The 17,848-nt window shown below is 64.0% G+C and carries 18 protein-coding genes; 12 read left to right on the top strand and 6 right to left on the bottom strand.

All coding sequences use genetic code 11. The features are described from left to right. Positions 1-12 precede the first annotated feature (12 nt). The 5 genes from AB6809_RS18810 to glmS all read left to right on the top strand — a co-directional run bounded on the left by AB6809_RS18810 (position 13) and on the right by glmS (position 5,655). A complete protein-coding gene (locus AB6809_RS18810) occupies positions 13-831 on the top strand; it encodes an SDR family oxidoreductase (protein ID WP_371026943.1) in 819 nt (272 codons plus the stop codon). Positions 832-886: 55 nt separating this feature from the next. Then, positions 887-1,282: a dihydroneopterin aldolase gene (locus tag AB6809_RS18805; RefSeq protein WP_006052574.1), complete on the top strand. Its 396-nt coding sequence runs from the start codon at positions 887-889 to the stop codon at positions 1,280-1,282. A gap of 3 nt (positions 1,283-1,285) precedes the next feature. Continuing rightward, positions 1,286-2,260 (top strand): tRNA 2-thiocytidine(32) synthetase TtcA, encoded by a 975-nt coding sequence (gene ttcA / locus AB6809_RS18800; RefSeq protein ID WP_107709929.1) that lies wholly within the window; start codon positions 1,286-1,288, stop codon positions 2,258-2,260. Positions 2,261-2,388: 128 nt separating this feature from the next. Next, on the top strand, positions 2,389-3,774 hold the full coding sequence (gene glmU, locus AB6809_RS18795) for a bifunctional UDP-N-acetylglucosamine diphosphorylase/glucosamine-1-phosphate N-acetyltransferase GlmU (RefSeq protein ID WP_029970909.1): 1,386 nt from the start codon (positions 2,389-2,391) through the stop codon (positions 3,772-3,774). 63 nt (positions 3,775-3,837) lie between these two features. Then, positions 3,838-5,655, top strand: a complete 1,818-nt coding sequence (gene glmS, locus AB6809_RS18790; protein WP_371026942.1) for a glutamine--fructose-6-phosphate transaminase (isomerizing) — start codon at positions 3,838-3,840, stop codon at positions 5,653-5,655. Between the two features lie 144 nt (positions 5,656-5,799). Here the strand turns inward: glmS and AB6809_RS18785 are convergent, their stop codons facing one another. Continuing rightward, a complete protein-coding gene (locus tag AB6809_RS18785) occupies positions 5,800-6,060 on the bottom strand; it encodes a DUF6723 family protein (RefSeq protein ID WP_029970907.1) in 261 nt (86 codons plus the stop codon). 332 nt (positions 6,061-6,392) lie between these two features. Here AB6809_RS18785 and AB6809_RS18780 point away from each other — a divergent pair, with 332 nt between their 5' ends. The 5 genes from AB6809_RS18780 (at position 6,393) to AB6809_RS18760 (ending at position 10,586) form a co-directional block, all read left to right on the top strand. Continuing rightward, a complete protein-coding gene (locus tag AB6809_RS18780) occupies positions 6,393-7,070 on the top strand; it encodes a transglycosylase SLT domain-containing protein (protein WP_371026941.1) in 678 nt (225 codons plus the stop codon). A 273-nt stretch (positions 7,071-7,343) separates the two neighbouring features. Continuing rightward, on the top strand, positions 7,344-8,072 hold the full coding sequence (locus AB6809_RS18775; RefSeq protein WP_371026940.1) for a DUF2242 domain-containing protein: 729 nt from the start codon (positions 7,344-7,346) through the stop codon (positions 8,070-8,072). 788 nt (positions 8,073-8,860) lie between these two features. Next, positions 8,861-9,121, top strand: coding sequence for a hypothetical protein (locus AB6809_RS18770; protein ID WP_006052581.1), 261 nt, complete (start codon positions 8,861-8,863; stop codon positions 9,119-9,121). Between the two features lie 277 nt (positions 9,122-9,398). Then, entirely contained in the window at positions 9,399-10,151 is a 753-nt protein-coding gene (locus AB6809_RS18765; protein WP_371026939.1) for an IclR family transcriptional regulator C-terminal domain-containing protein, read from the top strand. Between the two features lie 222 nt (positions 10,152-10,373). Next, positions 10,374-10,586 (top strand): hypothetical protein, encoded by a 213-nt coding sequence (locus AB6809_RS18760; protein WP_006052583.1) that lies wholly within the window; start codon positions 10,374-10,376, stop codon positions 10,584-10,586. A gap of 227 nt (positions 10,587-10,813) precedes the next feature. Here the strand turns inward: AB6809_RS18760 and AB6809_RS18755 are convergent, their stop codons facing one another. Then, positions 10,814-11,089 carry a hypothetical protein gene (locus tag AB6809_RS18755; RefSeq protein WP_053858843.1) on the bottom strand — a complete coding sequence of 92 codons (276 nt, stop codon included), beginning with the start codon at positions 11,087-11,089 and terminating at the stop codon, positions 10,814-10,816. An 84-nt stretch (positions 11,090-11,173) separates the two neighbouring features. Next, positions 11,174-11,989, bottom strand: coding sequence for a Mut7-C RNAse domain-containing protein (locus AB6809_RS18750; protein WP_171800261.1), 816 nt, complete (start codon positions 11,987-11,989; stop codon positions 11,174-11,176). Between the two features lie 95 nt (positions 11,990-12,084). Here AB6809_RS18750 and AB6809_RS18745 point away from each other — a divergent pair, with 95 nt between their 5' ends. Together AB6809_RS18745 and AB6809_RS18740 are read left to right on the top strand one after the other, a co-directional pair. Then, positions 12,085-12,954 carry an NAD(P)-dependent oxidoreductase gene (locus AB6809_RS18745; protein ID WP_371026938.1) on the top strand — a complete coding sequence of 290 codons (870 nt, stop codon included), beginning with the start codon at positions 12,085-12,087 and terminating at the stop codon, positions 12,952-12,954. A 188-nt stretch (positions 12,955-13,142) separates the two neighbouring features. Then, positions 13,143-13,778 (top strand): LysE family translocator, encoded by a 636-nt coding sequence (locus AB6809_RS18740; protein WP_029970902.1) that lies wholly within the window; start codon positions 13,143-13,145, stop codon positions 13,776-13,778. A 193-nt stretch (positions 13,779-13,971) separates the two neighbouring features. Here AB6809_RS18740 and AB6809_RS18735 read toward each other — a convergent pair whose 3' ends face one another. The 3 genes from AB6809_RS18735 to AB6809_RS18725 all read right to left on the bottom strand — a co-directional run bounded on the left by AB6809_RS18735 (position 13,972) and on the right by AB6809_RS18725 (position 17,761). Continuing rightward, positions 13,972-14,796 carry an OmpW family protein gene (locus AB6809_RS18735; protein ID WP_006053037.1) on the bottom strand — a complete coding sequence of 275 codons (825 nt, stop codon included), beginning with the start codon at positions 14,794-14,796 and terminating at the stop codon, positions 13,972-13,974. 193 nt (positions 14,797-14,989) lie between these two features. Further along, positions 14,990-16,240, bottom strand: a complete 1,251-nt coding sequence (locus tag AB6809_RS18730) for a DUF2957 domain-containing protein (RefSeq protein WP_371026937.1) — start codon at positions 16,238-16,240, stop codon at positions 14,990-14,992. A gap of 99 nt (positions 16,241-16,339) precedes the next feature. Continuing rightward, positions 16,340-17,761 (bottom strand): DUF2957 domain-containing protein, encoded by a 1,422-nt coding sequence (locus AB6809_RS18725; RefSeq protein WP_114156535.1) that lies wholly within the window; start codon positions 17,759-17,761, stop codon positions 16,340-16,342. Between the last annotated feature and the right edge of the window lie 87 nt (positions 17,762-17,848).

The raw sequence follows: 17,848 nt of genomic DNA, 5'->3' as shown, positions 1-17,848 counted from the left end.
CCCGCATTGTAAATGACCGCTTCCACGGACACTGCCGGCGCCCGCGCGCCTGAAACGCCGCGCGTCGTGCTGATTACCGGTGCCGCGCGCCGCATCGGACGCGCGCTCGCGCTCGGTTTTGCTGCGCGCGGCTGGGACGTGGCGGTCCACTACGGCGCCTCGCGGCACGAAGCCGAAGAGGTGGTGGAGGAAATCGTCGGCATGGGCCGCCGGGCGGTGGCCTTGCACGCCGAACTCGGCGATGAGGCGCAAGTCGCGGGCCTGTTGCCGGCCTGTATCGCCGCGCTCGGCCGGCCGGCGTGCATCGTGAACAACGCCTCGCGCTTCGAGGAAGACACCGCGCTCGACGTCGGCTATGAGCTGCTGCTGAAGCTGACCGCGATGAACCTCGGCGCGCCGCTCGTGCTCGCGCGCATGCTGCACGACGCGACGCCGCAAGCCGCGCTGACGGACGAAACGCAGCGCAGCGTGGTCATCAACGTGCTGGATCAGAAGCTGTACAACATGAATCCGGACTACCTGTCCTATACGCTGTCGAAGGCGGCGTTGCAGACCGCCACGGTTGCGCTCGCGCAGGCGTTGGCGCCGAAGGTGCGGGTGGTCGGGCTTGCGCCGGGCCTCACGATGCAATCCGCCGATCAGACGCCGGAAAGTTTCGCGGCGGCTCACACGGTTACGCCGTTGGGTCGCGCGTCGCGGCCCGAAGATGTCGTCGCCGCCGCGCTGTATCTCGCGGATGCAAGCGGCGTCACTGGAACGACGCTGGTTGTCGACGGCGGGCAGCACCTCGTGCCGCTGCCGCGCGACGTGATGTTTTTGACGGGCGCCTGAAGCACCGCTTTCGCCCCCTTGCGTGCCACGCACGCTTTTTTGGACTGGAACGAACATGTTTGCCGCTCTTTCGCATCCCCGGCTTGCCGATTGCCGCCGGCTCTTTCTGCGCAATTACGAAGTGCACATCAACATCGGCGTGCACGACTTCGAAAAGCGCGGCGAACAGCGCGTGGTGATCAACGTCGAACTGTTCGTGCCGCTCGCGCTGTCCACGCCGGTTGAAGACAAGCTGGCCGAAGTCGTCGACTACGACTTCATGCGATCCACCATTTCGCGCCGCGTCGAGCAAGGCCATATTCATCTGCAGGAAACGCTGTGCGACGATCTGGTGAAGACCATGCTCGAGCATCCGCAAGTGCGGGCCGCGCGCGTGTCGACGGAAAAGCCCGATGTGTATCCCGACTGCGACGCGGTGGGCGTCGAAGTATTCCGAATCAAAGAGGACTGAGCCATGAACGCTCCCGAAATCATGGACGCCGCCGCGCCCGCCGCTCGCGAAAAGTCGCCGCTCACGCGCCGCGAGCAGAAAGAGGCGTACGAGAACAACAAGCTCTTCAAGCGGCTTGCGCGCCAGGTCGGCCAGGCGATCGGCGACTTCAACATGATCGAGAACGGCGACAAGGTGATGGTGTGCCTGTCGGGCGGCAAGGACAGCTACGCGATGCTCGACGTGCTGATGCGCCTGCGCGAGCGCGCGCCGATCAACTTCGACATCGTCGCGGTCAACCTCGATCAGAAGCAGCCCGGCTTTCCCGAACACGTGCTGCCCGAGTATCTGAAGCAACTGGACATTCCGTTTCATATCGAGAATCAGGACACCTACAGCATCGTCAAGCGGCTGGTGCCCGAGGGCAAGACCACGTGCTCGCTGTGCTCGCGGCTGCGGCGCGGCATTCTGTACCGCGTGGCGGGCGAACTCGGCGCGACCAAGATCGCGCTCGGCCATCATCGCGACGACATTCTGCAAACGCTGCTGCTCAACATGTTTTACGGCGGCAAGCTGAAGGGCATGCCGCCCAAGCTGCAATCGGACGACGGCAAGAACATCGTGATCCGTCCGCTCGCTTACGTGAAGGAAACCGATCTGGAAAAGTACGCCGAGCTGCGTGAATTCCCGATCATTCCGTGCAATCTGTGCGGCAGTCAGCCGAACCTGAAACGCGCGGAAATGAAGGCGCTGATTCGCGATTGGGAGAAGCGCTTTCCGGGCCGCATCGAGAACATGTTCAATGCGTTGACGAACGTCGTGCCGTCGCATCTGATGGATCACAAGCTGTTTCCGTTCGCGGATTTGCGCGCGACCGGCGAGGCCGACCCGCAAGGCGACATCGCATTCGACGAAGAACCGTGTTCGACCGATGCGAGTGACGGTGCGCCGCTCGGTGCGGCGCGGCCGATCTCGATTGTGCAGTTCGACGATCTGTGACCGGAAGTCCCGCATAAAAGGCGCTTCTTCACTTACTTTCGCTTGCAATGTGGCCGCTTTCGCGGCCATTTTCGCGAGAGGGTGCGTGATAGAATCGTCGGCTCCAAACTAGTCTATATGCCGACGCCATGAACATCGTGATTTTGGCGGCAGGCACCGGTAAGCGTATGCGTTCCGCGCTGCCCAAGGTGCTCCATCCCCTGGCCGGCCGGCCGCTCCTCGCTCATGTCATCGACACTGCCCGCACGCTGAAGCCCACGCGCCTCGTCGTGGTAATCGGCCACGGCGCCGAGGCGGTTCGCGAAGCGGTCGCCGCGCCCGACGTCCAGTTCGCCGTGCAGGAGCAACAGCTCGGCACCGGCCACGCGGTGCAGCAGGCGTTGCCGCTTCTCGATCCTTCGGTGCCAACGCTCGTGCTGTATGGCGATGTGCCGCTCACGCGCGCCAGCACCTTGCAGGCGCTTGTCGAGCGCGCGGGCGAGGGTGCAGGCGAGGGCACAGGTGGCGGCGCTTATGGCGTGCTCACCGTGAAGCTCGCGGACCCGAGCGGCTACGGCCGCATCGTGCGCGATCCGCAAGGCAATGTGTCGCGCATCGTCGAACAGAAAGATGCGAGCGCCGATCAGCTTCTCATCGACGAGATCAACACCGGCATCGTCGTTGCGCCGACCGGCCCGCTGTCGGGCTGGCTCGCCGCGCTGAAGAACGATAACGCGCAAGGCGAGTTCTATCTGACCGACGCCGTGGAACTCGCGATCGAAGCGGGTCTCGACGTCGTCACCACGCAGCCGCAGGACGAGTGGGAAACGCTCGGCGTGAACAGCAAGCAGCAGCTTGCCGAACTCGAGCGGATTCACCAGCGCAATACAGCGGACGCGTTGCTCGTGGCAGGCGTGACGCTGGCCGACCCGGCGCGAGTGGATGTGCGCGGTACGCTCGAATGCGGCCGCGATGTGTCCATCGACGTGAATTGCGTATTCGAAGGCCGCGTCACGCTCGCCGATAACGTGACGATCGGACCGAACTGCGTGATCCGTAACGCGAGCATTGGCGCGGGCACGCGGGTCGATGCGTTCACGCATATCGAAGGCGCGGAAGTCGGCGCGCACGTCGTGCTCGGACCGTATGCGCGGCTGCGCCCAGGCGCGTCGCTGAAGGACGAATCGCACGTCGGCAACTTCGTCGAGGTGAAGAACGCGGTGCTCGGCCACGGCTCGAAGGCGAATCACCTCACCTATATCGGCGACTCGGATATTGGCGCACGCGTGAATATTGGTGCGGGCACCATCACCTGCAATTACGACGGCGCGAACAAGTTCCGCACGATCATCGAAGACGACGTGTTCGTCGGCTCCGACACGCAACTCGTTGCGCCGGTGCGCGTGAAGCGCGGCGCGACAATCGCGGCGGGCACGACGGTCTGGAAGGACGTCGAAGCGGACGCGCTCGTGCTGAACGACAAGACGCAAACCAGCAAGACGGGCTATGTACGCCCGACCAAAAAGAAGAATTGACGAAGAGCGTGGGCGCCGCGATTCGCGCCTTCGCACATTCCAGCACTGAATAGGAACAAGACCATGTGCGGCATTGTCGGCGCGGCAGCGCAACGTAATATCGTCCCCGTCCTGGTCGAAGGACTGCGGCGGCTCGAATATCGCGGCTACGATTCGTGCGGCGTCGCGGTGCTCGGCGAAAGCGGCCCGGCGCGCGCGCGCAGCGTGGCGCGCGTCGCCGATCTGGACGAGCAGGTGCGCGAGAGCCAACTCGGCGGCATTACCGGTATTGCGCATACGCGCTGGGCGACGCACGGCGCGCCCGTGACCGACAACGCGCATCCGATCTTCTCGAAAGATGCGCTGGCGTTGGTACACAACGGCATCATCGAGAATTACGAGTCGTTGCGCGAGATGCTGCGTGGCAAGGGCTACACGTTTGTCTCGCAGACCGACACAGAGGTTATCGCGCATCTGATTCACAGCCTGTATCGCGGCGATCTGTTCGCGGCCGTGCGCGAGGCCGTCGGGCAACTGCACGGCGCTTATGCGATCGCGGTGCTGCATAAAGACCAGCCGCATACGGTGGTCGGCGCGCGCCAGGGTTCGCCGCTCGTGGTCGGGCTCGGCGACGGCGAGAACTTCCTCGCGTCCGACGCGCTCGCGCTCGCGGGCAGCACCGAGCGCTTCATTTTCCTGGAAGAAGGCGACGTCTGCGAGTTGACGCTCGAAGGCGTGCGGATCGCGGATCGCGAGGGCAACGAAGCGCTGCGCGAAGTGCGTCAGGTCGCGGCGTACGGCGGCGCGGTCGAGCTCGGCCCGTATCGCCACTTCATGCAGAAAGAGATTTTCGAGCAGCCGCGCGCGATCTCGGACACGATTCCGCCGTCCGATTCGTTCGACGCGTCGCTGTTCGGCGAGGGCGCCGGCAAGGTGTTCGCGGACATCGACAATCTGCTGATCCTCGCGTGCGGCACGAGCTACTACTCGGGGCTCACGGCGAAGTACTGGCTCGAGTCGATCGCGAAGATTCCGACGCAAGTCGAAATTGCCAGCGAGTATCGCTATCGCGAGTCGGTGCCGAATCCGAAGTCGCTCGTCGTGGTGATCTCGCAGTCGGGCGAAACCGCGGATACGCTCGCGGCGCTCAAGCATGCGCAGACGCTTGGGCATCGGCATACGCTGGCGGTGTGCAACGTCGGCACGAGCGCGATGGTGCGTCAGACCGAGCTCGCGTTCCTCACGCATGCGGGCCGCGAAATCGGCGTCGCGTCGACGAAGGCATTCACTACTCAGCTCGTCGCGCTATTCGTGCTGGCCGTCACGCTTGCGAAGCTGCGCGGGCGTGTGAGCCCGGAGCAGGAGGCCGAATACTTCAGGCAACTGCGCCATCTGCCGGCTGCGCTCAATAGCGTGCTGGCGTTGGAGCCGCAAATCATCGCGTGGTCGGAGGAATTTTCGCGCAAGGAACATGCACTGTTTCTCGGACGCGGCATGCATTATCCGATCGCGCTTGAAGGCGCACTTAAGCTGAAGGAGATCTCCTACATTCACGCGGAAGCTTATCCCGCTGGCGAGTTGAAGCACGGGCCGCTCGCGCTCGTGACCGAGGCGATGCCGGTGGTCACCGTCGCGCCGAACGACGCGTTGCTGGAGAAGCTCAAGTCGAACATTCAGGAGGTGCGTGCGCGCGGCGGCCAGCTCTACGTGTTCGCCGACGCGGACACGAAGATCGTCAACGACGAAGGTCTGCACGTGATTCGCATGCCTGAACACTATGGCGTGCTTTCGCCGATCCTGCATGTGGTGCCGCTGCAGTTGCTCGCGTATCACACGGCTTGCGCGCGTGGCACTGATGTCGATAAGCCGCGGAATCTGGCGAAGTCGGTGACGGTGGAGTGAGGGTGGGGGGCGTTGCGGGTCTGTCTGAGTAGCGCATCCAGCAAAAAGCGCCGGCTAGCCGGCGCTTTTTTATTGCAACTTTCGTTTATGCAACCGCGGCCATGCACCGCGCGGCACCTGTGCCACACGTGCCGCTTATGCGTCTCACAACTCCGGCCGCGCGAGGTCGCTCGTGACGATGTGCTCGCCGTAGACCTGTGCCGCGGCGACCGCTTCGAGCTTCGTCGGGTACGGCCCGAGTTCGGGCGCGCCGTCGAACGGGAACAGCACGCGGCCGTCCGTGGTTCGGACGACCTTCAACACGCCGAAGAAGCGTCGATAGCCCACGAGCCTGGAGGTCGTCGATATGTCGAAATCGTCCTCTGACGCGGCGGGGACGCTCGGGATAAATGCGGTCTTGCTCATACAGAAGACGTCTCGGGTTTGATAAGCCTGCGATTGCCGCGGACGGACGGCCGTCCACGGCGCGAACGTCATTGTCTCAAATCCGCGGGAACGGGGCGGTTTAGCTTATGCGCCGATCGTTGCGATAGGCCCGACTGATTCGCTGGTTTGCAACTAACGGACCAAATGTCTGCGTCCACAAACGGCGGGGACAAGCAGTGACGGGGCGCTGCGAGCCTCGCCATGCACGGCTCGCGCGCGCCGGCACTTTGCTTTGCATCCGCATTCAATTCAAGAGATGCCAATTTTTTAGGCAAGGTTATAATGCGCAGACTTTTCCTCAGACCTTTCCCATGAGCCGGTTACTCTGCCTGATTCTGCTGTCGCTTGGCCTCGTGCAATCCGCGATGGCCGAGGAAAATGGCGACCGCGTGTCCGCCTATCTGACGCAGAAATTCGGGCTCGCCAAGGAAAAGGCCGAGAAAATATCCGATGCGGTTCAATCGGCGGCATCCAGATATTCGTTGCCGCCGGCGCTGCTGCTCGCGATCATCTCGATCGAATCCCGCTTCAAGGAAAAGGCCAAGGGCGCCAACGGCGCGACCGGGCTGATGCAGGTGGTGCCGAGCGCGCATCGCGGGCTTCTGAGGAACGTGAAGGATCTCACCGAACCGACGGCGAACATCGAGGTCGGCTCCGCGATTCTGTACGGCTACATGCGCTCGGCGAACGGCGACATGAACGCCGCGCTCAAGAGCTACGGCGGCTCGCAAGCGTACGCGCAGAAAGTCAGCTTGCGCGCCGGCGACTTTGCGGGCGTGGCCACGCCGCAAGACCCCATCAAAAATCTCAACGCTAAAACCGATGCCTGCGACGCTCACGCGACGGGCCGTTGCTCGCCTGCGCCCGGCAACGCGAGTAATGGAGGCGCTGTCGCTCCGGCTAACGCGGCGGGTGCTAATACGGCGGCGGCTAATGTCGGTGCAAGTGGGGCGGTAGCGTCGGCGGGGCTTGCCGCGGTGGCGAATTAATCGGCGGCGCTTGTTTGCGTTTCTTCGCTGATGTGCAGGGCGGAGCGTCGTCAAGGTAGCCCTGGCGGCACCTGCGGCCCTAGCGGCAGTCCCAGCGGCACTCATTCAGTGCTGCCATCTTCACCATCCCCCCATCCACCAGACACCGACAGACGGCCGCCACTCGCGCACCGTCGGCTTCGCTGCACGCTTTTTACGCACAAGCGTCAACCGCTCTACAATGCATTTCCCTCGCGGCTCGTCCGCATGTACGCAGCGCTTTTTAGATTGACCATGTCCACCTCGCTTTTCAAAACCACCGTGGCCTCGCTGTGCGGCCTGATGCTGCTCGCCGCTTGCAGCAGCGCCCCCACGCCGAAATTCCAGCAGGAGTTGTTCGAAACCGGCGCGAGTCCGTACGCGCGCAATTTCAATTCGAGCGTGACCGACACCTGCGAAGCCGCGCGCCGCGCGCTGCTGAGCCAGGGCTATCTGACGACGATGACGCGCAACGATACCGTCGACGGCACCAAGAACTTTCAGCCGTCCGGCGATACGCATGTTGTCGTCGAATTTCACGTTGTGTGCACGCCGGGCGAGGAGGCGAGCAGTACGAGCATCGTCTACGTGAACGCGGTGCAGAACGGCTTCGCGTTGAAGAAGAGCGATACGTCGGCGAGCGTTGGCTTGAGCGTGCTCGGGTCGCTGTCGCTGCCGATACGCTCGAACAGCGACGCGATGGTGAAGATCTCCAGTGAGACCATTCCGTCAGGCAAGTTCTACGACCGTTTCTTTGGTCTCGTCGATCATTATCTGCAGACGGTCGTGCGCACCCAGCCGGTGGTCAACGACCGCATCGAGATGCATCTGTTGCCGATGCCGGTCGAGGCAGCGCCGCCCGCATCTGCGTCGATGTCTGCGCCGATGTCCGCGCCGATGTCCGCGCCGGTGTCCGAAACGCCGGAGCTGATCGGCAAGGCAGCCTCGGTCCAGCCGGCGAGCGAAGCCGGCACGCTTCGCTGACTCTTCATTGATTCTTCACTGACTCCTCACCACTGCCTCGCCGCTGAACGCAGCGCGCTTCGCTTGCAAAAGCGGCGCGCAGCGGCAGTTCTCCTATGTCGTTTACTTCCTTCGTATACATACGTAGTAGTAGTTAACAAGGGTTGGCCCGCTCTGTGGATAACCGCTGATTCTTCCGTTACATCAAGGTAATGGGAATTCGATAACCCTGCGGGACGACTCTGTAGAAAAACTACGAAGCCGGGATAAGTTTGGGGCGGTCGGCAGCGAAGTCCGTCTTATCAAGATTTCGCGCACAGCCTGTTCCATGCACTGTCCCGAGGTTATGCAAAGGCTCGTGTGGATAACTCATAGTCGGCGCCGCGTTCTGCGCGCGGTTGTCTTTCGTCTGCCGTTTGCTCGCGAGCGTACAGACCGCTTACAGCGCGAAGCGCACATTGAACGTGGCGGTACGAAGCTTGCGACTCTCTTTTTGCAAGCGTGAGTGTTGCTATTTCGTCAAAAAGCTTTGGCAATGCCCGATCGAGGCATAGAGTTAAAGTGTTTTCTGAAGTTATTGGTGCGGTGCGGGGGTGTGGAATGAAGCGCAGAACAGCACGACAGTTGGTCCGTCTTCTCTCGGATATCAGACATGCTACCCATTGCAGCACGCTGCGGGCGGCGGCGACGAACCGGGATATGGCGCTTGCATCGGCCGAGCGGGACGAAGCCTCGCGCGACAGTCAATCCAGCGACGATACCGACACCACCCGCGAAGCCCCGGAAAACAAGCCGGCGAGGAGCGGATCATGAGAGCCGCGAGCGAACAGTCGTTGCGTTTCCTCGTCGATAAATGGCTCGCGCCGGCGCCTTCGGCGGCTGTCCACGTCACCGAATTCAGCCGCACGCGCGTCGGCGGCCGACGCTATGTGCGCGTCGAGACTTCCGCGGTTGACGCCGCTACCGGCTCGCGCGGACTCTTCTTCTTTCGCCACGACGACGGCTGCTGGTGCGTTTTTCCGCCGACGGCCGACTCCCCGCACCTCTATACGCATCCGCGAGCCGCTTGAGCGGTCGTCGCTGCGGCACTCGGTCGTACCACTTCCGCTTGCGCGCGCTTAAGTTAAAACGCACACCGATTCGCCCCACTACAACCCGACGCACGGCGTGACAGGCCACCGTCCTCGCGCGCGATAACCGCGCGAAGACGCCACGGCTTCGGGCACAATTGCGCGCAATCAACTGCATTCGGTGATCCGCCGCATGCCCCGTATTTCGCGCGGCCGACGCTGGCGGCATGGCGACGGTCGCATCGCCACATTAGCGGGCGAAAATCTCAGGCAACCGATGGACGACAAAGACTGGATCGCCGGCGCCGCGAAGGCATTGGCGATCATCGAGGCATTCGACGAAGAGCACGCGCGCATGACGCCCACGGCAGTAGCCGGCCGCGCCGGCTTGTCGCGCACGGCGGCGCGCCGCTATCTGCTGACGCTGCGCGAACTCGGCTACGTCGACACGGACGGCAAGCTGTTCTGGCTCGCGCCGCGTGTGCTGCGGCTCGGGCAGTCGTATCTCGACTCCGCGCGCTTGCCGCGCACGGTCCAGCCCTTCCTGCAACGGATCACGGCGACGCTCCAGGAAACGGCGCTGGTCGCGATTCTGGACGACCACGATGTGGTTTACGTCGCCCGCAACGGCGTGAATCGGGCGATGGCGGTCGGCTTCGTGCTCGGCTCGCGCGCGCCGGCGCCTTTGTCGTCGGCGGGATTGGTGTTGCTGGCGTTTCAGGCGCCCGAGAGCATCGAGCAATGGCTCGCGTCGTGTCCGATCAAGGTGTTCACGCCGCACACGTATGCCACCATCGAACGGCTGCGCGAAGTGCTCGGCGAAATCCGGCGCAACGGCTACGTGGTCACCGATCAGCAACTCGAGCTCGGCGTGCGCGGCGTCGCCGTGCCCTTGCGCGACCGGCACGGCACGGTCGTCGCGGCGATCAGCGTGAGCATGCCGATCGGCGAAGAATCGGCGAACGCCGCGCTGCACCGCGTTCTGCCGACGCTGCTCGAGACCGCGAGCCTGCTGCGCAATCTCGTCTGACGGCGGGCCAGGGAATCTCCCTGGTATCGTGCGCTTGTGGGTGAAAGCGTCTCGAAAGCGAGCTGTCTCCAGGAAAATACATATCGGGTTTTGCGCATGACAAACTCCCTACGCCAGGTAATACTCTCCCGCGGGGAGCGGCAGGGCGCCTGAGTCCTGCGTGCTTCGCCGTGCAGCTATTTCATTCACACTGACTCAGTCGTTAGGTTTGGGGAACAACACATGAAAAAAGTTATCGTCTCGCTCGCAGCTGCATCGATCGCGCTGGTCTCGGTTCAAGCTTTCGCACAGGCATCGGACGCAGCCGCTCCGGCCGCTGCAGCTAGCGCACCGAAGAAGCACCACGTCAAGAAGCTGAAGTCGCACGGCAAGCGCGCTCCGGTCGCTGCAGCGGCATCGGCAGCCGGCACGAACGACAAGGGCACGCAGAACTAAGCAGGCGCCCGTTCGCCAGGCAGCGCTGCTTCGCTCGTTGTACGCGCCGCTAGTGCGGCGCTCGTCAGCCGATCGAATGCAGTCGCCAAGCAAAAAGGCCAGAGCTCGTGCTCTGGCCTTTTTGTATTTGCGCTCCGTTCGGGAGAGGGCGGCGCCGTTTCCAACGCAAAACGTCGTCAACCCGCGTCTTAAAGCAGGCGCACATGCCGCGCCGGCGTTCGCGGCACTTAGCCCGCGAGTCCGCGCTTGATCACTTCGCTCAGCAGTCCCGTCATGCCTTCCGGATGCTCGGCGGCGCGCTCCTTTAATTCGGCGACCAGTTCGCTATTCAGCTTGCACGCGAACGGAACGAGGCCCTGCGCCTGATCCAGCTTGCGCTGCTCGCGGCGATCGAGTGCCGGCGCCGCGGCGGCTTTGCCGAAGCGCTCGGCGGTGGACTGCTTCATTGCGTTGTTGAGCTTGAGTGCCTTGTTTTTTTCAAGGTCGGTCTTTTTCATCGCCATACGTCAGGCCTCTGCCAGATAAGTAATCCCGCATTGTACGCACCGTGCGTGGCGCCGCGCGAACGAACGGCCTATGTATGAGGCTCACGGCACGACGCCGGGCGCGCTTGCATCGCGAGCGTCGGACGCGTCGCGACCGTTGGGAGCTTCGGATTGGGCCGGCGTCGCCGCCACGCTGTCCATCAGCGCGCGCATTCGTTGCCAGTGCGTGCCTTCCCAGAACACGCGACGGCACACGTCGCAGGTGACAAACTGGTTATGCCGCTCCAATACGCCGTCGGGTGCGCGGTCGCCAACTTCATCGCGCGGGATGCGCCTAAGCGGCGCGTTGCACATCAGGCATAGTCGGAACGGCTGGGCGCTGCCTGCGAGATCCAGCCGTTCGAACACTTCGCGCAATTGCTCGCGCGGCCTGAGCGTGCGGATATAGCAGCCGTGCGTGATGGTGCGGCGTTTCAACAGCTCGCGGTCGCGGGTGAGGACGATGCGGTCTTCAGCGGCTGCGAGCGCCTCGATGCGGGCGTCGGGAAAGTTGTTGTCGTAGAGCGTGTCGAAGCCGGCCAGGCGCAGCAGCGGCGCGAGCCCGCCAAGATGCGCATCGGCGATGAAGCGAACCACGCGCAGCGGCCGTTCGCGCACGCGCAGCAGCGGACGGATGTCGAGCGCTTCGAACTTCGGATAGACGGCGACGCGGTCGCCGTCCGCGAGCGGGTGATTGAAACCGACGGACTCGCCATTCACCAGGATCAGTTCGACTTCGGTATGCGGCACGCCGAGCGATTCGATCGCGTGCTTCGTGGTCGCGTCGCGCGCGCATGCGTAGGCGAACGCGCGCCGGCGCAGCGGCCGGGCGAGAAAATCGTTCAGCTCCTCGTAGAAGCGGAAAGTCGCGGTGACCATCGTCGAAGTATCGCACCGCGCGCCGTTGCGTGCTTTTCCTGCATCTGTCGCGTGGCTGTGCTTTACTTCCACATCTTTAGAAGACGGAGCCACAGATGGACATCGGTTTTATCGGTCTCGGCGAGATGGGCGTCGCGATGGTTGCAAACATTCTGAAAGCGGGGCACCAGGTGCGCGTGTGGAACCGCTCGCCGGAACGCGCGCAAGCGCTCGCCGATGCAGGCGCACGGATCGTCGCCACGCCGGCCGAAGCGTTTGCCGGCGACGCCGTGTTCTCGATGCTCGCCGACGATGCCGCGCTGCGCGAAGTCGTGACGGCGTCGTTGCTCGAGCATGCGCCGCGCGGGCTGATTCACGTCAACATGGCGACGATTTCCGTTGCGCTCGCCGAGGAACTCGCGACCGCGCACGCATCGCGCGGTGTCGATTACGTCGCCGCTCCGGTGCTCGGCCGGCCCGATGTGGCCGTCGCGGGCAAGCTGACGATTGTGGCGGGCGGGCCGGCTGAGGCAATCGACCGCGTGCAGCCGGTGTTCGACGCGATCGGTCAGAAAACCTGGCGCATCGGCTCGCTGCCGCAACAGGCGAACGTCATCAAGCTGGCTGCCAACTTCATGCTCGGCGCAGCCGTCGAGACGCTCGGCGAAGCCGCTGCGCTCGTGTCCGGACATGGCCTCGCGATTCAGGATTTCCTCGACGTGATTACGAGCGGCATTTTTCCGGGACCGGTCTATGCCGGCTACGGCAAGATGATCGCGGAAAACAGCTACGAGCCGGCGCTCTTCAAGGCGCGTTTGGGACTGAAGGACTTGCGTCTCGCACTGGCCGCCGCCGACGCCGTCACGACGCCGCTGCCGATTGCGAGCGTCGTCCGCGACAGTCTGATCGAAGCGGTCGCGCATGGCGACGGTGAGAAGGATTTCGCGGTGCTGGGGCAAGTGGCGGCGCGGCGGGCCGGGCGGTGATTTGATGGGCTGACGGGCTGACGGGCTGATGGGCTGATGGGCTGATGGGCTGATGGGCGGCTGGCGGCTTACCGGCCGCCTATGTCGCGGGCGACCGCGGCAACCACCCCATCCGCCAAACCCCCCGCCAACAGAAAACCCCCCTTCAAGCGATAATCTCCCTCCAATCCCCAACCAGCGGAAACATCATGAGTCTGCATACCTGGTGGCTTTTCGTCGCCACAGTTTTTGTCGTGTGCGCCATTCCCGGCCCGAACATGCTGCTCGTCATGACCGACGGCGCGCGGCACGGCCTGCGTCGCACGGGCGCGACGATGGCAGGCTGCCTGTCGGCGCTGGTGCTGATGCTGGCGGTGTCGGCGGCGGGGCTCGGCGTTTTTCTCGAAGCGTGGCCGACCCTCTTCGATGCGCTGCGTTTGATCGGCGCGGCCTATCTCGTGTATCTCGGCATCAAGGCATGGCGCGCGCCCGCTGACGAAGCCGCCGCGTCCGCTGCCGACGAACTGGCCGCGAAGCCCGCACGCTCGCGCCTCGCGCTGTTTCGCAACGGCTTTCTGGTGGCGGGCAGCAATCCGAAGGCGATTCTGTTTGCCGCCGCGCTGCTGCCGCAATTCATCGAAGCCTCGCTGCCCAAGCTGCCGCAGTTCGGCATTCTGGTCGCCACGTTCGCCGTGATCGAGGTGAGTTGGTATTTCGTGTACGCGGGATTCGGCACGCGCATCGGCAACCGGCTGAAGAGCCGCAGCGTCGCGCGAGTGTTCAATCGGCTGACGGGCGGCGTGTTTGTCGGCTTTGGCGCGATGATGGCGCTGGTCCGGCACTGAAGCGCGGCGTTTGCGCCGCGCCGGTCGCAAGCACATGTGGCGAAAGCGCAACAAGAGGGGAGAACCCTGATTTTCATGTTGCGTCGCACCAAACCATTTGCTATAGTTCGTCTTGTCTCCTCCATGTCTCCTCTGATATGGATTCAGCCCGCCCACTTAGGCGGGCTTTTTTTTGCCCAAAATTCCGGCCTCGTCAGAACTTGTACGAAACCGCGAGGAAGGAAATGAGCGGGTCCGCTTTCAATTCGGCCCTCGACACACCGAGCTCCGTGCCGTCCGCCGCCTTGATGATGACCGACGAGGTCGTCTTCAGCGGAATGTAGGTCACCGAGGCCACGAGACCCCAGTGGTCTGTGATGTTGTACGCGAGCCCGGCGTTGAACACCGGCGCCCACGACGACGAAGCCTTCGCCGATACCTGCGTCTTGCCCGGCTTGCCCGCGCCCGCGGCGAGGATGGCGCCGAGGTTCTCCTGCGTCGATTGAACGAAGTTCTGGCTGAGCTGAATGTCGGAAAACCAGTTGTACGACACGCCGACGCCTACAAACGGCCTGAACTTCGCCGTCGGTGCATTGAAGTAGTACTGAAAGAGCAGCGCCGGGCTCCACTGGCGCACGCTTTTCACGATCGGATTCGCTTGCGGATCGCCAATGTCCTGCTGGCCGAGCGCGCCCGCCGGCCCCGGCGGCTTGATCGTGCCGTGCCCGTAGATCTTGAACACGGGCGGCACGCCGGCTACGGTCGTCACGGCAATGTGATCGGTCAGGTAATGGCTGAATACGAGGCCGACCGTGTTGGCCGTGTTCGTCGACAGACTCGTGCCCGCCGATGTGAACGAGTTCGGCAGGCGCAGCGGCGTGTTGATCGGAGTCGGCGCGACGTTGGTCGTCAGCGGCGTGCTCGAATCCTTCGGCATGACGTGGAACCAGCCGAGTACGGCGACGTTGTCGCCGGCATGCTGTGCATGAGCGCTGACCGACAGGCATGCGGCCAGAATCGCGAGACAGATTCTTTTCATGTTGTTATTCCTCCTTGGACGCTCGTCGGGCGCAAGGCGAGCGGGACGAGCGGGACGAGCATTGGCGCGCGTTTGCGCGTAGCCGCGAGGCCGGCGCGCAAGACAGCCGTTGTGCCGGCCGCCGCGCTGCAAGGCGCGGACGGCAGCCGGGCGCGAACGCGTCGAGGCGCGCTGACGGCGCGCCACACGCCCGTTACTGGACGAAGGCGCCGATCGTGAAGTACGGCGAGGCCGCGTTCGAGAGATCCAGGTAGCCGAACACACCCCCCGTGAAAATCATCTTTCCGGTCGGCGTATTGCCGGTGGATGCATTGACGTGCGTCGTCGTGACCACGCCCGGCACGGCTTGCGTGAAGTCGAGGTTCAGCGCGGTCGCAAGCGAAGCCTGCGACGGGTTGAACGGATCGAGCAGCGTCGCCTGCGTGCCTGCGAGCGCGGTGGTGCGATAGTCGAACTGGCTATCCACGCCGATGTACTCGCCGTTCTGCGAGTTGACCGCCACGGAGGTTTGCGGCGACAGAATCGAGATGCCGGATTCGTCGTCCGCGTACGGTCCGAGCGCGCCGTTTTGCGGCACGGTCACCGACGAATTCGCCGCGCCGGCGCGCACCAGAATCGGCACCAACTGGTTGCGCAGCTTGCCGACGATCATGTAGCCGCGCCCTTCCGGCGTCGTGGCGAGCGTGGGCTTTGCCTGTCCCTGGAAGTTATTGGTCTGGAACGCGCCGCTGCCGTCCGCCGCCTGCGTGAAGTTGCTGCCTGGCTGCAGGCATTTGCCCGCGTTCACGCCCGAGTTGTCGCACTCGGTCCACGTGCCGTCCGCATTGATCGTTATCTTGGTGTCCACCGCGACCGGCGCGAAATTCTGCGACGGCACCTGGTGATAGCCGAGCTGGTTGTACGTGCCGGCCACCTTCGCCAGATCCGTTTCAATCGACGAGAAGCCGATGAACGGGTAATACGGGAACTTGGTGTCCGGCACCGCGCCCACGCCGAGAATCCCGCCGAACGAGATTTCCGCGCCCGGAATCGTGCCGCCCGCCACGCCTTCGCCGACAAAAATCCGCGCCGGGCGGTTCGGGTCGAGGCTCGCGCCGTTCAGGCGGAACGCGCACTGGTTGAGCTTGGTGGTCGGCAGCAGCGTTTCCTGGGTCAGCGTGCCGCTCGCGGTCTGACCCGCGCGCGTCGGCACGACCGTGCCGGTGGTCGCCGGAATCGGAGATTCGACATAGGTGACCTGCCACGTCATCTTCGTCGTATCGAGTTGCAGCTTGACGAGTTCGCCGTCACCGCCGCCGCCCGTGTAGACCGTGTTGTAGTCCAGCGTCGCGGGACACAGCCGAACCTGCGTCACCGGACCGTCGCCATTGCCGCCACCTCCGCCGCCGCATGCCGTCAGCAACGGTGCCGCGAGTGCGAGCACCGACAGGAATCTCCATTTCATACCGCCTCCAGAATTTTTTCGTTGTAGATGGCCGGCTCCCAGTCCAGCCACCGCTTGCTCTTTTATGTCTCTCACCGCGGACTACGTTTGCTTCATCGGCTACTTGCTGATTTGTGCTCCGATGCCGAAGTACGGCGTGCTCGGTGTGTCCGAATTGGCCGACGTCGGCGTGATGCCGTCGTTCTGCGTGCCCTGGATCGCGATCGCGTACAGGCCGCCCGACGCGATCGCAAAGCCGGTCTTGCCCTTCGTGTCCTGCACGCCGACCAGGCCGGGGCTCGCGAGCCCGTAGCCGAGGCCGAAGCCGCTTTCGGCCGCCGACGTCGTCGGATTGATAAACGTGCCGACGCCGCCCTGGATCAGTGTCGCGGTGTACTTGAAGTTGGAATCCGCGCCCACGTAGCCGCCGTCGAAGCCGCCCGACGCAAGCGGCGTCGCCGCGGCGAGCATGGCGATGCCGGACTCGTCGTCGACTTTCGCGTCGAGATGAAGCGGCGCGGTGCCCAGGTTGATGTAGCCCGTGCGCACCACGAGCGGCACGGTCGCGCCGTTGATCTGGCCGAGGATCATGTGCGCGGTGCCGGACTTGCCCGTCGCGCCGATCAGCGGAAGCCGGAACTGCGGGACGATCTGCGCCGCCTGCTGGCTGTCGAAGTAGCCGTTGCTGTTGAGCGTCCACGGATTGCCGGTGGACAGGCAGCCGCCCGCGTTCGGCGAGTAGTCCGGGTTCGCGGTGTTGCTGCTCGTGCAGGTGCCGCTCGCGTCGAAGGTTTCGACGGTGTTCGTCGCGACCGTCGCGTAATTGCCGGACGGCGCGAGGTGGTACAGCAGACCGTTGTAGGTGCCCGGCAGCTTTGTGATGTCCGTGGTGGTGCTGGCGAAGCCGAGGAACGGATAGAAGTCGAAATGGCGATTCGGCACCGCGCCGATGCCCGAACCGATGAGCGGGATCGACAGCCCGTCGAACTGGATCGTCGCGCCAGGAATGCCGCCACCCGCGACGCCCTGGCCGACGAGGATCATCGGCGGATTCGGGTTGTTGGCGAAGTCCGATGTGGTGTAGGGCTGGCCGTCGCCGGCCGCCGTGCCTGTGCCGGCGCCGAGTATGAACGCGCAGCGCGTTTGCTCGGCGGTCGGCAGCGTGCCCGCCGGCGGATGGATCACCGCGCCCGCGATCTGCGTGCCCGCGCGTGTCGGCGTGACGGTGCCGGTGCGCAGCGGGATCGGCGATTCGAGCCACTTCAGCGTGTAGGTCATCGCCGTCGCGTCGATGTTCAACTGGACCACTTCGCCGCTGCCGGCGCCGCCGAGGAACGTGCTTTTGACGATATCGGCGGTGGCCGGACACAGCGCGGCCGCCGTGCCGCTCGAGGCGGGCGGACCTTGAACGCCGCAGCTCGAACCCGAGCATTGCGGCGCGTCGATCGGGCCGGGATTATCGGATTTGCCGCCGCCGCAAGCAATAAGAAAAGGAGTCGTGGCAATAGCCATTGCCAAGCCTCGAATAATGGCGTCCGCCATGCTGCTGTCTCCCTTCATGTATTTGTGCGAGCTAATTTCGCCGCGCGATTAATGCCTGTCAATTGAATGAGCCGTCTAAAAAGGTCG

The organism is Paraburkholderia sp. RCC_158 (genome assembly GCF_041355255.1).
Classification (GTDB): Bacteria; Pseudomonadota; Gammaproteobacteria; order Burkholderiales; family Burkholderiaceae; genus Paraburkholderia; species Paraburkholderia graminis.
The sequence above is the reverse complement of the archived record's forward strand: the minus strand, read 5'-3'. Positions and strand labels throughout refer to the sequence as shown.

Coding starts and splice junctions, on each gene's coding strand:
- AB6809_RS18755 (WP_053858843.1), bottom strand. CDS start 11,089: ATGGCGATGAAAAAGACCGACCTTGAAAAAAACAAGGCACTCAAGCTC.
- glmS (WP_371026942.1), top strand. CDS start 3,838: ATGTGCGGCATTGTCGGCGCGGCAGCGCAACGTAATATCGTCCCCGTC.
- AB6809_RS18765 (WP_371026939.1), top strand. CDS start 9,399: ATGGACGACAAAGACTGGATCGCCGGCGCCGCGAAGGCATTGGCGATC.
- AB6809_RS18810 (WP_371026943.1), top strand. CDS start 13: ATGACCGCTTCCACGGACACTGCCGGCGCCCGCGCGCCTGAAACGCCG.
- glmU (WP_029970909.1), top strand. CDS start 2,389: ATGAACATCGTGATTTTGGCGGCAGGCACCGGTAAGCGTATGCGTTCC.
- AB6809_RS18775 (WP_371026940.1), top strand. CDS start 7,344: ATGTCCACCTCGCTTTTCAAAACCACCGTGGCCTCGCTGTGCGGCCTG.
- AB6809_RS18785 (WP_029970907.1), bottom strand. CDS start 6,060: ATGAGCAAGACCGCATTTATCCCGAGCGTCCCCGCCGCGTCAGAGGAC.
- AB6809_RS18760 (WP_006052583.1), top strand. CDS start 10,374: ATGAAAAAAGTTATCGTCTCGCTCGCAGCTGCATCGATCGCGCTGGTC.
- AB6809_RS18725 (WP_114156535.1), bottom strand. CDS start 17,761: ATGGCGGACGCCATTATTCGAGGCTTGGCAATGGCTATTGCCACGACT.
- AB6809_RS18740 (WP_029970902.1), top strand. CDS start 13,143: ATGAGTCTGCATACCTGGTGGCTTTTCGTCGCCACAGTTTTTGTCGTG.
- AB6809_RS18735 (WP_006053037.1), bottom strand. CDS start 14,796: ATGAAAAGAATCTGTCTCGCGATTCTGGCCGCATGCCTGTCGGTCAGC.
- AB6809_RS18805 (WP_006052574.1), top strand. CDS start 887: ATGTTTGCCGCTCTTTCGCATCCCCGGCTTGCCGATTGCCGCCGGCTC.
- AB6809_RS18750 (WP_171800261.1), bottom strand. CDS start 11,989: ATGGTCACCGCGACTTTCCGCTTCTACGAGGAGCTGAACGATTTTCTC.
- AB6809_RS18780 (WP_371026941.1), top strand. CDS start 6,393: ATGAGCCGGTTACTCTGCCTGATTCTGCTGTCGCTTGGCCTCGTGCAA.
- AB6809_RS18745 (WP_371026938.1), top strand. CDS start 12,085: ATGGACATCGGTTTTATCGGTCTCGGCGAGATGGGCGTCGCGATGGTT.
- ttcA (WP_107709929.1), top strand. CDS start 1,286: ATGAACGCTCCCGAAATCATGGACGCCGCCGCGCCCGCCGCTCGCGAA.
- AB6809_RS18770 (WP_006052581.1), top strand. CDS start 8,861: ATGAGAGCCGCGAGCGAACAGTCGTTGCGTTTCCTCGTCGATAAATGG.
- AB6809_RS18730 (WP_371026937.1), bottom strand. CDS start 16,240: ATGAAATGGAGATTCCTGTCGGTGCTCGCACTCGCGGCACCGTTGCTG.